General features: G+C 43.8%; 13 protein-coding genes. 6 read left to right on the forward strand and 7 right to left on the reverse strand.

The features are described from left to right. Window positions 1-358 precede the first annotated feature (358 nt). Window positions 359-1,792, forward strand: a complete 1,434-nt coding sequence (locus R7P35_RS06055; protein WP_025767937.1) for a glyceraldehyde-3-phosphate dehydrogenase — start codon at window positions 359-361, stop codon at window positions 1,790-1,792. A 240-nt stretch (window positions 1,793-2,032) separates the two neighbouring features. Then, a complete protein-coding gene (locus tag R7P35_RS06060) occupies window positions 2,033-2,254 on the forward strand; it encodes a hypothetical protein (protein ID WP_005373607.1) in 222 nt (73 codons plus the stop codon). Between the two features lie 125 nt (window positions 2,255-2,379). Here R7P35_RS06060 and R7P35_RS06065 read toward each other — a convergent pair whose 3' ends face one another. The 4 genes from R7P35_RS06065 to R7P35_RS06080 all read right to left on the reverse strand — a co-directional run bounded on the left by R7P35_RS06065 (window position 2,380) and on the right by R7P35_RS06080 (window position 5,173). Beyond that, entirely contained in the window at window positions 2,380-2,709 is a 330-nt protein-coding gene (locus R7P35_RS06065) for a hypothetical protein (RefSeq protein ID WP_005373609.1), read from the reverse strand. Between the two features lie 329 nt (window positions 2,710-3,038). Continuing rightward, complete coding sequence (locus tag R7P35_RS06070) at window positions 3,039-3,653, reverse strand: LysE family translocator (protein ID WP_017819876.1); 615 nt, start codon at window positions 3,651-3,653, stop codon at window positions 3,039-3,041. Window positions 3,654-3,762: 109 nt separating this feature from the next. Further along, the gene (locus R7P35_RS06075) at window positions 3,763-4,677 is read right to left on the reverse strand and encodes a LysR family transcriptional regulator (protein ID WP_017819875.1); all 915 of its coding nucleotides are present in this window, start codon (window positions 4,675-4,677) and stop codon (window positions 3,763-3,765) included. Window positions 4,678-4,717: 40 nt separating this feature from the next. Then, on the reverse strand, window positions 4,718-5,173 hold the full coding sequence (locus tag R7P35_RS06080) for an Lrp/AsnC family transcriptional regulator (RefSeq protein WP_005373615.1): 456 nt from the start codon (window positions 5,171-5,173) through the stop codon (window positions 4,718-4,720). A gap of 327 nt (window positions 5,174-5,500) precedes the next feature. Here R7P35_RS06080 and yjeH point away from each other — a divergent pair, with 327 nt between their 5' ends. Beyond that, window positions 5,501-6,763 (forward strand): L-methionine/branched-chain amino acid transporter, encoded by a 1,263-nt coding sequence (yjeH, locus tag R7P35_RS06085; RefSeq protein ID WP_033906365.1) that lies wholly within the window; start codon window positions 5,501-5,503, stop codon window positions 6,761-6,763. Here the strand turns inward: yjeH and R7P35_RS06090 are convergent, their stop codons facing one another. Next, the gene (locus R7P35_RS06090) at window positions 6,764-8,209 is read right to left on the reverse strand and encodes a PLP-dependent aminotransferase family protein (RefSeq protein WP_318091859.1); all 1,446 of its coding nucleotides are present in this window, start codon (window positions 8,207-8,209) and stop codon (window positions 6,764-6,766) included. A gap of 100 nt (window positions 8,210-8,309) precedes the next feature. Here R7P35_RS06090 and R7P35_RS06095 point away from each other — a divergent pair, with 100 nt between their 5' ends. Further along, window positions 8,310-8,966: a pyridoxamine 5'-phosphate oxidase family protein gene (locus tag R7P35_RS06095; protein ID WP_017635166.1), complete on the forward strand. Its 657-nt coding sequence runs from the start codon at window positions 8,310-8,312 to the stop codon at window positions 8,964-8,966. Here R7P35_RS06095 and R7P35_RS06100 read toward each other — a convergent pair. Continuing rightward, a complete protein-coding gene (locus R7P35_RS06100) occupies window positions 8,947-10,269 on the reverse strand; it encodes an ATP-binding protein (RefSeq protein ID WP_033906363.1) in 1,323 nt (440 codons plus the stop codon). The two genes, R7P35_RS06095 and R7P35_RS06100, sit on opposite strands and share 20 nt — an antisense overlap. A 3-nt stretch (window positions 10,270-10,272) precedes the next feature. Further along, window positions 10,273-10,965 carry a response regulator transcription factor gene (locus R7P35_RS06105; protein WP_318091862.1) on the reverse strand — a complete coding sequence of 231 codons (693 nt, stop codon included), beginning with the start codon at window positions 10,963-10,965 and terminating at the stop codon, window positions 10,273-10,275. A gap of 366 nt (window positions 10,966-11,331) precedes the next feature. Here R7P35_RS06105 and R7P35_RS06110 point away from each other — a divergent pair, with 366 nt between their 5' ends. Together R7P35_RS06110 and R7P35_RS06115 are read left to right on the forward strand one after the other, a co-directional pair. Next, window positions 11,332-12,873, forward strand: coding sequence for a hypothetical protein (locus R7P35_RS06110; protein WP_318091864.1), 1,542 nt, complete (start codon window positions 11,332-11,334; stop codon window positions 12,871-12,873). Window positions 12,874-12,885: 12 nt separating this feature from the next. Then, the gene (locus R7P35_RS06115; protein ID WP_017635164.1) at window positions 12,886-13,575 is read left to right on the forward strand and encodes a hypothetical protein; all 690 of its coding nucleotides are present in this window, start codon (window positions 12,886-12,888) and stop codon (window positions 13,573-13,575) included. Window positions 13,576-13,618: the final 43 nt, after the last annotated feature.

Genomic DNA, 13,618 nt, shown 5'->3' on the forward strand with positions numbered 1-13,618 from the left:
TGTTTACCTATTGAGTTGCCTTATCGAGTCAAATCACACAAAAATGCAAAATATCCATTTTTGTCAACAAAACTAATTTGAAAGCAAACGTTATCATCGCAAAAAAAGTAAGTTACTTTCTAAATGTCAATACGTGAAAACCACTGCTTTAGTCACATTAATCCACCACTAACGTCCCCTTAAGTAGTGTTTTACACTGGATTTAATTTTCCTAGCAGAATAAGGACTCCGACCTTAGAATCCGCACACATAACTATTACAACCCGATTACATAACCCACCACACTCTTGCACGCTGCCGAAGAGGCAACAGCAGAGAGTATGGTTAGCCCCCAAAACGTGAAAGGTCTAATACAACAATGAGTCCAGAGAAATATCTCCAAGACTGGCAAACTAGCCAAACGATTGCTGAATCTATTTCCCCTCTAATTGGTAAGCTATATCGTCAAAAAGGAATCGAAGTGGTTCTGTTTGGTAAAACGCTTATTAATGCTACTACTATAGACATTCTCAAAACTCATCGCGTTGCAAGACGTTATACCGGTAACCCACTTTCGCTTGAGCACACGATGCCTATTATTCAAGCGCTTTGTGAAATGAGCATTTCTTCATGCCGTGTCGATGTTGGCCAATTGGCAACTATGTACTGGAATGAACATGACGATACAAGCTCTCTAAACGATTTCCTTATCACTGCACTTGATGGCGCTCGCGACGCAGATTCTTCATTGAAAGCGCGTGATGTGGTTCTTTACGGGTTCGGTCGCATTGGTCGACTACTTACTCGCCTTCTCATTGAGAAAAGTGGTCCAGGTTACCCACTAAGACTACGTGCGATTGTGGTTCGTGGCGGTAAAAAAGGCGATTTGGAGAAGCGTGCTAGCTTGCTGCGTCGTGACTCAGTTCACGGTCAGTTCAACGGTAGCATTGTTATCGATGAAGAGCGTAAAGCACTGATCGTTAACGGCAACTACATCCAAATCATCTACGCAAATAACCCAAGCGAAGTGGATTACTCAGCTTTCGGTATCAATAACGCGCTAGTTGTTGATAACACAGGTGTTTGGCGTGATTCTGAAGGCCTGAGCCAACACTTAGCGTGTAAAGGCGCAGAGAAAGTACTGCTAACAGCACCAGGTAAAGGTGACATCAAAAACGTTGTCTTCGGTGTAAATGAGTCGGTAATTAAAGAAGATGACACCATCATCTCTGCGGCAAGCTGTACAACAAATGCAATCACGCCAGTCCTTAAGGCTCTGAACGATAAATATGGTGTTCTTTCTGGCCATATTGAAACCGTGCACTCATACACAAACGACCAAAATTTGATCGACAACTTCCACTCTGGTGACCGTCGCGGACGTAGTGCTTCACTAAACATGGTTCTGACTTCAACAGGTGCGGCAAAAGCAGTTGCTAAAGCATTGCCAGAGCTTGCAGGCAAGCTAACAGGCAACGCGATACGCGTACCGACACCAAACGTTTCTATGGCAGTCGCTAATCTAAACTTAGGTGAAGACGTAGACCGTGATTCACTGAACGATTACTTGCGTGAAATGGCGTTGAACTCTGAGCTTTCGGCACAGATTGACTACACCGATTCAACAGAAATTGTATCAACTGACTTAGTTGGCTCTCGCCATGCAGGCGTCGTAGATGGTCAAGCGACTATCGCACAAGACAAGCGTTGTGTACTTTACATCTGGTACGACAACGAATTCGGTTACAGCTGCCAAGTTGTGCACTGTATGGAACAAATGATGGGTGTTCGTTACCAAACATTCCCTCGATAGGTGAACTTTGCTCCACAACGTTAACCACATAGCGTAGCGGACAATATCTCATATTTGTTCTAAATAATAAGCGCCATGCGCATTACTAATATTTTTCCCCGTTTATACGCCTGATCACCCTCAGGCGTTTTTTCGTTTCATTCATTTGACACTCTCCGGACAAAGTGAACGTCAGCATTCATGTTTTGTTCATGTTCACAGCATTAATCTGAGCACATAAATTACAGAGAGGTCATGATTATGAATCGGATTATTGTAACTGCACTAGCACTGATTACCGGCTTTTTTACGTTAGTATTTAGCTTGATCATTGCGATTCCGTTGACCATCGCAGCATTAATTACCGGCAAGCGTATTGAAAAGCGCGTCAAGAAAATGCAGAGAGAAATGCACGAAGAGTATGAGTTTAATACAGGTAAAGCAGATGCGATTGAAGGTGAATTTGAAGAGGTTCGCCGGTAAGTAAATAAGATTTAGATGAGTTTCTCTCCCCCGACCGCTCCTGAGAAACTTCTTGCTTTCACCCTGTCCTTAAAATGGCAGGGTGCTTTTTTGAAATGCACAATGTTGAATAAGCACCTAGCGGTTTATTGCTTTATCTTTTTGTTGTAGGAGGCTGTGTAACCAGCCTCCCATAAATCACCATCGACACCAGAGTATGGGTTGGATTCTTTCGGAGCGCCGCTTAGGCAAGCATCTTTGCCTTCCTTCTTAATTTCATCGATGTGATTTAAAACAAAGTCAAAGTGTTTAGGATCAGCCTTTTGTAGTAACCCGTACAAAAGGCCAAAGCCAAGCATCGTAAATACAAACAGTTCAAAAAACACCCAAATGCTCTTTGTTGAAAAGAATATCCAAGCAACGCTGCAAACACTGGTCAAAATTACTACTGGAGCTAAATCTACTATTCTTTGCATATTGCTCTCACCTTCTAAACGGTCATGAAGTCTCTACCCCTTTCATAGGGTAAGTAAGAGGAAAGTCCGTTTTTATCCAATAAAGCACTCTCGACTTAATATGCGACACTGTTAGTATTAACGTTAAGTGGCTATCGTTCTCATTATAACAATGCGTTGGAAAGTAGCTTTCACAGCAAATGAGAATATGAACCAAAGTAACACTATTGATAATATTAATTTTAGCAACGTTTAGCGTCAGAATTACGTAAATTGTGTAAGGGTTACTGAGAGTAGACAAAAAAGCAGCCACACGGGCTGCTTTTAGTATTTCTGTCTTGCGAGCTTGTCTATACCGTTACGACCACTCTAAGAGCCAGCAGCATGAGTACTACCCCTGACAAACGATCAATCAACACTGCCTTAGAGCGAATTCTGTCAACGACTTTAGAGCTCGATAGCACTAGGGTAATAAAGGTGTACCAAAGCCCATCCACAACAAACGGCGTGGCAACAATGATCATCTGATTACTCAAATCATTACCGAGCGCGACAAACTGACTGAATAATGCGATAAAAAACAAAGCAATTTTGGGACTTAAAATCGAGATAAAAAAGCCTTCTCGCGCAGACTGGATTACCGTTGTCTCCTCACCTGACTCCAACTTCGCAGCCACACCACCTTTTGAACGCAAAGCATTAAACCCTAAATACGCAAGATATGCCGCACCCACAAGGCTAATCGTCTTGAACAGCATCGGGCTTTGCTGCAAAACAACAGCGAGACCAATCAAGGTAATAAACGCATATATACCAATGCCAAACGCATGAGCCCAAGCCGTAGCTAATCCATGGATACGTCCACCAGCCAACGAGTGCTTAGCGACAATAGCTAAGCTGGGACCTGGTGACATAGCCCCTAATAAACACACGGTAAAAAGTGATAACCAAACTGTTAGTGTCATAAGAATCTCCCCTCTTTGAAGCTCACTCTATCAACGGAAGAGGTATAATTAGAAATCAAAGTTATTCATACTAATCATGACTTCAAGTCATAGCTAAACGGTGTACGTATTAGCGAATGGAATATTCAGAAATTTGCATTACTGAGCGAATCTCTTCTCGCACCCATTTATGCGCAGGATCCGTGTCGTATTTGGGGTGCCACATTAACCAATATTGATGAATAGGTGTTTCGAGTGGTAATGCTTTATGGGTTAAGTCCCAATGCTTAGCGAGGTTAACGGCAATATGTTCAGGAGCCACCATCAGGTGCTCACTTGCAACTAAGCGATTGATCGCAGCAGAGAAGAATGGAACCTTAAAGGTAACGTGGCGGGTGTGCCCTAGCTCTTTCAATGCTAAATCAGTGTAGGAATCTTTGTCTCCGCCGCCAGTCACTTTGATGTGTGAATATGAAATCAAGTCTTCAATACTGATCTGGTCCTGCTTTGCTAACGGATGAGAAGATTTCATCAAACAAACTGATGAATCCTCACCAATTTTAACGCTCGACACACTCTGTGGTTTTTCTGGATACATAGAAGACGCGATATGGATGCCCGTCTCATGAAGTTTATCAAGAAAGTTGGGTTGCCACAGTCGGTACGCCATATCTAACTGTGGCGCTTGTTCACCCAAGTGAGAGGCAATATCGGGCAATACGTATTGCGCCACGTAGTCACTAGAAGCAATAACAAGCTCACCTTGCCACTGCCGCGGCTCAAAAGGTTGGTCATCGAGTAAATGGTCAAACTCAGCCAGTAATGCATCAAGCTTTGATTTTAACGCTATTGCTCGTGGCGTTGGTATCAGTTGATTACCTTGACGAATAAGCAGTGGGTCACCACACAGATCGCGCAATTGTGCAAGCTGTCGACTGACGGCAGACTGCGTAATGTGCAAACGGTCTGCGGTCCGGCTGACATGACACTCCTCTAAAAGTACATGCAAGGATCTAAGTAGATTCAAATTAATGTTGTTTAACATATTCGCTCAGAAGGGTTTTCAACATGGCATCCATTCATGGTCACTTCACAAACAGGTTCCCAGTCGTGTTAAAGAATTCAGCTAAGACGGTATGAGTCATCAGGTTTCGAAGCTCTGGATATCGTTGAATTTGATCTCTGATTTCGTTCAAGCGAGCCATCGTAGGCACTTCGACAAAAACCATCATGTCCGTCTCACCGCTGATCGCATGACACCATTTTACGCCATCAATTTTGTATAACTCGTCCGCGTATGATTCGCAATAATACGTAGAGGTTGATTTATCGAACTTTAAGGCAAAATAGGCGCAAATCGAATCCCCACCCGAAGGTGCAATTTCAGCGTGATACCCTAGAATCACTTTGTCATGCTCTAGCTTACGAATACGGGCCGTTACCGCAGAACGAGAAAGGTTTACTTTATCCGCAATTTCAGTCACCGACAGCCGAGCGTTGTGCCTGAGCAGATCCACAATCTTATGATCAAACTTGTCCATACCGTTACCAAGCTTTCCTTATTTTTCTCATTCTATACCGATTCTAACTGCATAAGAAACCAACATTTTGTTGGAATTATTTAAAACAACCGTCATATTGACGGTTTAGTAAATCATTTTGTTATTAACATTTTGGATATGCTATTTGGCGGGCATGAGATGAGTGCTGTTATCCATTTCAACAGAAAATAGATAACACATTGAAATCAAATTCCCAACTTAAGTGCTCAGCACATAAATAGCATCGCTTAAACACATAAAACGAAATAACCAGAAGCCACAAGCTTTTTCGTAATAAGCCTCATAACATTGGATGAATCAATTCGCATGGAAGAGCTCAAAAAAGACATTTCACTCACATCAGGTATCGCACAGTTATCCACCACATTAATGGGAACTGGGCTGTTTATGATCCCGGCTATCGCAGCAGGTATAGCTGGCCATTTTTCACTATGGGCTTGGATTTTATTGTTCATCGCGATTTGTCCTATTGCGCTGACTTTTGCTCAACTGGGTAAACGATACCCCAACGCGGGCGGAACAGCCTTTTTTGTACGCAAAGCCTTTAACGCCAAACTGGAAAGTAGTGTCGCTTGGCTATTTGTTAGTGTCATTCCGGTAGGGGTTCCGGCCGCGATTGCACTCGCCGCAGGCTTCCTACAACAAATATTGCCAGAGCCTATTAGCAACAATCTGTTTGCACAAATTCTGACGGTAGTACTACTTGTGTTCGTCAACTTGATGGGCACAAAATCATCAGGTCATTTACAAACTCTTATTGCTTTGAGTGTCTTCGCACTTGTTGGCGCATTTTTATGGAAAGGCGACGTTAACAGCGCCGATCTTGTGATGCCCGCCATCACACAAGAGTCAATTTGGCCTATTACCGCAGCGTTAGGCGTGATGTTCTGGTGTTTTGTTGGCATAGAGGCTTTTGCCCATATGGGGGAAGAGTTCAAAAACCCTCAAAGAGATTTCCCTATTGCCATTGTGGTCGGTTGTTTTGTAGCAGGGGCTACCTATTGGGCATGCTCTGTCGTTATTTTAAAATTTGGCGCGTATGGTAACGCTCAATTTGATAACGCATCCATCCCCTGGCTTAGTGCCCAACTACTAGGCGATGGAGCCAAATGGATAATCAGCTTGATAGGTTTCTCCGCTTGTTTCGCGAGCGTTAACTTATACACACAGAGCCTAGCGCGAATGGTCTGGGCTCAAGCTCGTGAACATCGTCCTTCTAGTCCACTAGCCAAGATTTCACGTCGCGGTGTCCCTTTCTCAGCCACCATATTAGTTGGCGGCATATTATTGATATCTTGTGTGATAGGAACCCTATCACAGCTCGATCTGGAGTTTTTCCTAAAACTCGCAAACAGTGTATTCGTTCTGGTTTACATGTTGGCGATGTTAGCCGCTTTTAAATTGCTTCGAGGATTTGGTAAAACACTTGCGGGACTGTCCCTACTGCTTTGTACCGGTGTTTTTATATGTTTAGGCTGGTCAATGTTTTATGCACTTGGCATTTTTACTCTACTTTTACTGCCTTGGAAACAGTGGCGACATAAGCGACAAACACGTGTAGCTGAATAGTCATCGCTTCCCATTTCGAAATATGTGAGCTAAACGTTGGATACCAGCGTCTATGTTCTCTAACGCGATATTGCCGTAACCAAGCACGGCACCATGCCAGTGACGTGCTTGAAAATCTGGGTGTTCATAATAGCTCAAAGGTCGCAAGATGATCCCTTCATGCTCTGCCAGTTTTGTAAAACGCTGCTCATCCATACCGTCTTGCCATTTCAACGTAATATGAAGCCCCGCCGCTTGGCTAACGACGCAAACACGGTCGCCAAAATACTGTTGAATGGATAAATGCATCTGTTCATGCTTAGTTTTGTATAGTCGACGCATTTTTCGAATATGACGTAATAACCCACCTTCAGTAATAAAATCTGCCAATGCTTCTTGTGTATGCGTCAGCGAATCACCACTTAACGCATCCTTAACCACTAAGCATTGCTCTACTAAACGTTCAGGAACTACAAGGTAGCCAAGCCGCAATCCGTTAAACATCACTTTACTGAAGGAACCCACATACAACACACGATCATCTCGACCCATTTGAGCTGCTAGCCCCTGTAAGCTGGTATAGGGACGATGAGCAAACTGAAATTCGCTGTCATAATCATCCTCGATGATCCAACTTGATTGTTCGACCGCCCAGTTGATGATCTTTCCTCTTTGCTCGGTATTGAGTGTGGTACCCATCGGATATTGATTACTTGGTGTAATATACAGCGCATCGGCATCGCTTGAGGTCACCGCTTCCACATCAAAACCTAATTTCTCTGTTACGAACAAAGGCTCAAATTGATAGTTTTGGAACTGAATCAACTTCCGCATTTGCGCGTAACCTGGTTGCTCCATCAGAACCTTATCACCTTGTTTGAGCACTACCATCGTCGCAATCGACAACGCTTGCTGCGCCCCAGAGGTAATAATAATGCGCTCTGGAGAACAATTCACTGAACGGCTTGATGCGAGGTAGTCAGCTAAAGCACAGCGCAATGCCCAACTACCCTGAATATCTTGATTCCCCAACAAGCAAGTACGAGACATATGGCGAGTGAGTAACTTTTGCCATTGCGCCATCGGAAATGCGTCCAAATCCGGCACACCCGGTGCAAATGCGCGGTTGATATCAAAGTGAGCTTTCGGTGATGAGTCTCTCTGAACTGAACTAGGTTCAGGCAAGTACTGCTCTGGCAGTTCTACGGCAACATAAAAGCCAGAACCTTTTTGGCTGTTCAAGTACCCTTCCGCCACTAACTGTTCGTAGGCAGAAATCACGGTATTCCTACTTAGATTAAGCTCTTGTGAAAGCTTCCGCGTAGAAGGCAGCTTCCCATTCTTCACCCACAGTCCTTGAACAATTTTCTTGCGAATAGCCAAAAACAACGCTTGCTGACGCGTTCCTTCACTGTCTTTTAAATGCAGGTCACCGATATCAATCAAAGACAAACTGGATCCATCCATTAGTTAAAACTGGCTCTCTTTAAGCTACCAGTTAAACGCTACATTGCAATCAAAGAATGAGGATCAATCGCTCGTAATCGTGAGCAAACAAGGAGAGAAAATGCTATCCAACACCAATAGAACGGAAATTAAGAAAGGCGCACATAAAGCCGTCTCTGATGTTAGCAAACTGCACGCCATCATAGATGACAGCCTAATCGCTCATATTGCGATAACCAACGAGTCAGGCCCTGTGGTCATCCCTATGCTGGCATGGCGTGTCGATGATTACGTGTATATCCATGGTGCCAACAACAGTCGACTGTTACGCTCACTCAAACAAGGAGTGCAAACGTGCTTAACCTTTACTTTGTTTGATGGTTGGGTATTGGCTCGAAGTGCGTTTCACCACAGTGCGCATTATCGCAGTGCTGTGGTCTTTGGCCAGTTTGAGGTGGTGGAAGATAACCAAGAGAAAGACAGGTTGCTGAATCACTTTATTGAACAGATCGCTCCGGGGAGAACAGAACAAGTCCGTTTGAGTAATGAAAAAGAACTCAAAGCCACCATGCTGCTGCGTATTCCACTCACAGAAGCATCGGTGAAAATCAGCAATTTTGGCGTCAACGACGATGCGGAAGACATGGACATCCCTGTTTGGGCAGGTGTCCTACCCTACCAAACCGTCGTAGGTCCGCTGCAAGCTTGTGACGATTTGTATGAAGGTATCGCAGAGCCAGACTACCGCAGTGCCTACTCTAACCGTTGGCAGGAATAAGCACCGTAAAACGTGCGCCGCCTAAGTAACTCTCGCCGACAGAAAGCTCCCACCCCAGTTGCCGCGCTGCACTGGTAGCGATGGCAAGCCCTAAACCAAAGCCTTTCATGTCGGCGTTGCGGCTTTTGTCTAAGCGCGAAAATGGCATAAATACTTCTTCTCGCATCGCCTCAGGGATGCCCGGACCATCGTCCTCAATATCGATGCTCCAGCAATCCGCTACCGTTCGAATCGTCACCTCAACGCAGGACTCACCATAACGCTTGGCGTTTTGCAGTAAATTATCGAGGACAAGGTTACCCAAAGTAGGCTGAAAGTGAATCAATTGGTTCGCGAGTTTATTTTCTGCTCTCAACATGGCGGACTCTAAGCCTAGGTAATTCATGCGGCTTTTACACCAAAGTGGCAGTTCCATGGTTTCAACAGAATCGATCCATGAGTGGTTTTTCACACTCAAGCGAGACAGCATGACGATGTCGGATGTTAAATCCGTCACGACATCAACGTATCGTTCAATATCGTCATGTAACTCTGCCTGCATTTCACCACTCGTGCGTCGAGCTAAATCCGTCGCTAGCTGAATACGACTCAGCGGAGTGCGCACTTCATGAGGAATAGCTTGAGTAAAGATGTGTGTTTGGCGCACTCGTCTCTCAATCTCTTCAGACATGCAGTTGAAGCCTTGGGCGAGCTCTTTCACGGGTTGCGAAAATTGCTTTAGATCGACTCGCGTATTCAACTCACCAGAACCAAATTGTTGTTGCGCAGCCGTTAGTTGCCGAATTTGGCGGTCAAGACGTCGTACAGGTATGTAAACCATAATGCCTAAACTGCATACAACAACCAAAAGTAGAGTAAGTATAAATACAATCTCAGAATCTTCATTCCAATCAACGTGTGGGCTAAAGAAATCCGTTTTTTCTTTGAAAACTAAACTCTTCGAAGTGTTAGGCAAAGGGAATACCGCAGCATAGGTACTGCCATCAATAAGATAAACAGGTATCCCTTGCATACGGTACAGCAGATTACAATCTCGACAAGGCGGTGATCCGTCCCAGTTTTCAACCAATGTTAAATCAAAGATAAAGAAATCTTGCTTGCCGTTTTCGGTTAACTTCTTGTAGAGAGAATCCGGAGTGCCTCGTTGCTCAATGTATTGATCGACAAAATAAGCACCGTCACTCAAAAAAACACCGACTTCTGTTTTGCGCATGTACTCTTCCCCCATAAAGAGAAACAAAGCAACAGTCAGCGCAAGGCCAGTTACTAACCCCACATATAGACGAGTAAACAGGGAAAACATGCGTCATTTACCTGTCAGCATGTAGCCGTGGTGACGTATGGTTTTAATGGTAGCCGTATGGATATGAGCCTTAGAGAATTTCTTCCTTAGTGAGGATATACGCATATCAATCGAACGATCAGTAATACAGTATTCAATGCCTCGGGCAAGACGGCAACATGATTCACGAGATACTGGCTTATCGACATTCAGCATCAGGAGCTCTAAAATTTCAAACTCAGAACTCGTTAAACCAATATCTTTTTGCAAATAAAATGCTTGGGAGCGACGAAGACAAAGACTAATGCCATATCGGCTCAGCTTTTCTTCTTCAACGATATCAACTTGACGACAATAGCGACGCAACGCTGCTTCAATACGGGCGAGAAGGATATTGCCTTTTATCGGTTTGGTAAGGTAATCATCAGCACCAAACTTAAATAAGCTCACCTCGCTCATTTCATCATCGGTCGCAGTCAAAACAATGATAATACCATGATAAAACTTACGCGCCTCTTGACATATTTCTGCGCCATTTTTTCCTGGTAACATCAAATCTAACAGCACTAGGTCCGGCTTGAGCCCCTTAATCGTTTCTAATGCATTTTGACCGTTATCGATGACAGTTACCGTATATTCTTCGGCTTCGAGGTACATTTTGGTTAATCGAGCAATCTCTGAGTCGTCTTCTACCAGTAAGATTGTATTACCCACCATGAATCATTTACTCCACCAATATGATGGAGGGAGTATATCGCTCGTCCTATACTGCGCAACCTACTTAAATGATAATTTTAATAAAACGCAGGCTTACATACGCTTACAAACCATACATATACGATAATCCTAATCATTCTATACCCCTAAAGCCATGCAATAACCTGAGGTTTTATTCATTATCAGAATATAGCTTCACATAGAAAATAAAATTCGGAATAAAAATCCACTATATTTTCAAATGTATCGAATAATAGGTCTTACCAAAAAACAATACCAACATATATGACTTAGTTTGCTTATATAGACAGGACTTTATGTTGCTTCTAAGTTTCTTGCTCTAATAAAGTCTACGAGTAACATGAAATGAGATATTCCAAATTAACACCTTTAGCCATATTTTGCGCGATAAGTCTAACTGCTTGTGGCGGCAGTGAATCTAATTCGAAACCATCGACAACGACACCTCCAACACCACCAGTGCCAACATTGAGCACTGTCACAATCCCAACTGTCGTTTCTACAGAGTTTCCGGCCAAGTTAAAAGTGGCTGCTGATGCGGGCTTCACCCACTATGTGAAAATCTCCCTTTCCGAAGCAAACAACAACGATACATTTCACATTGTGGCCGTTGATGACGGTGCGAATAATGAAAAAATCTTTCGTGCAGCCAAAATCATCCAACACCTTCTAACAAACCAACCAGACTCTAAGTACGGTGCTGACAAGTCTCTTATCGCTAAGACATTAGCCGAGCGTGATGCCACATTAATGCTGACCGAAAACGACGAACAGAATGATGAGATGTTAACCAAAATCTTTATCAACGAACTGATTCGCCAAGACAAATTGAACGATGCAGTTACAAACTCGGGCTTAGCACACTCTTTTGATACGAGTTCTCTAGAAAAGTTTGTTGTAAGCATGATCGTACTTAACGAAGATGATATGGATACACTTGTCACATCTATCGCGTCAACATTAGTAACTAGTGAAGAAACACCAAACTGGCTAAGGAATAGCCAATCTTTAATGTATCGAGAACTGACAGTTGAAGGCGATTGCCATTACATGAGTAATTTTGCCGATTACTGCGCCAATCTTGGTAAAAAAGCCGAACGAGACGCCGCTTTTGAAGAAATTTTACACTTGGTCCAAGCGCAAGGTATTGCACCTAACACGGCGACTGCGGCACTGCAAAATGACATTCAAGCTCATGCGTTAAGCATCTATAACGATATTCAATCGGGCAAACCGACGGTGTGGCGCCCTACTCAGTATGACTGGGACGATTGGAAATCGGACGACTTCGATCCTGAAAGTGTGAAACAAACGGGCCCTTCATATTCTCACGAATATTTTGCTGCCGCTTTTGAAGCGTACATGGGCGTAGCAAAAGCAAACGGACATGGTTTAGATGGCTACCAAGCGTTAACGCGTGAAGAAATGCAAACCCAAGATCCACAAGCCGTTGATTGGATCAGTGGCTTATTCCACGGATACTTGCAATATACCGCGAATATCGACTCTGCGGGCGTCAAGCTCTACACCGAAAAGACAAATCCAGGCACAGTACATACCTTCCGTATGGCTCCCAACAAAGACGGTTTGATAGAAGCGTACACCTACAAATCTCAGTGGCTAACAAAAGTGAAGATCATTGGCGACGACGCGATGAATGTGATCGGTAATGATCAAAACAATACTTTTGAAGGCAACAGCAAAGACAACAGCATTTATGGTGAAGGCGGTATCAACACCTATATCGTGCCACACAAACTGGCGGAATGTACTGTTATCAAAGCAAAGAGTGTTTCTGTTGAGTGCCCAAATACAGGCACTGACGAGTTGTACGACATTCAGAACATCCAATTCACCGACCAAACCCTAGATGTAACCAAGCTATAAACAATGAAAAACATGAAGAAACTTATTCTATTCGCTCCCTTGCTCCTTGTTGGTTGTGGTGGCCTAGCCGTCATGGATCGTACTGATGCCGTAAAAGCACAACCAGAAATGCTGATCAAAACCGACGGTGATTTTTGGGGATTCGGTGCAGATGGCCATTTTGATTTTGCTGGTAAGTACAAAGGCAAGTATTCACGCAGTGCTTCTAACTCAAGTTGGTTTAACCGTATCTCTTTCAAAGAAGGTTCAATGGGCGCAGAAGTGACTCGTATCGACAGCGGGGAAACTTGGCTTTTGAACTGCACCGGAGGCGGCATGTCGGTTAACTACATGGGCGTCGATTTTGGTGGGAATGATCCTTACACCTGTGACATTACTCAAGATGGTAAAAAAGTCGGTGAGTTTGCGATGGAGCCAAAATCGGCTCTCATCGACATCAGCTTTGAGAAAAAAGAGACAGGCATAGTGCGTATTGGTAGCACCCACTTTAATGTAGAAACTGTACATACTAGTCCTGACGCCATGATGGCGGTAGACATTCCATTGGGTTATAGCTTTAAGGAAGGCACACAAGAAATTGCCGCTGTGCAGACGAACGGTACCATTGCGGTACAGATGCTCCCTGAACTTAGCGAACAAAAAAAGGATGTAGTTGCCATCGGCGCTGTTGCAAGTGCACTAAGTTGGCGCCCTAAAAAATAGCCATTACATAAAACAACAACACACAAAAAACAAAGCCCTCTAC

This window comes from Vibrio sp. Vb0304, assembly GCF_033338995.1.
Lineage (GTDB): Bacteria > Pseudomonadota > Gammaproteobacteria > Enterobacterales > Vibrionaceae > Vibrio > Vibrio alginolyticus.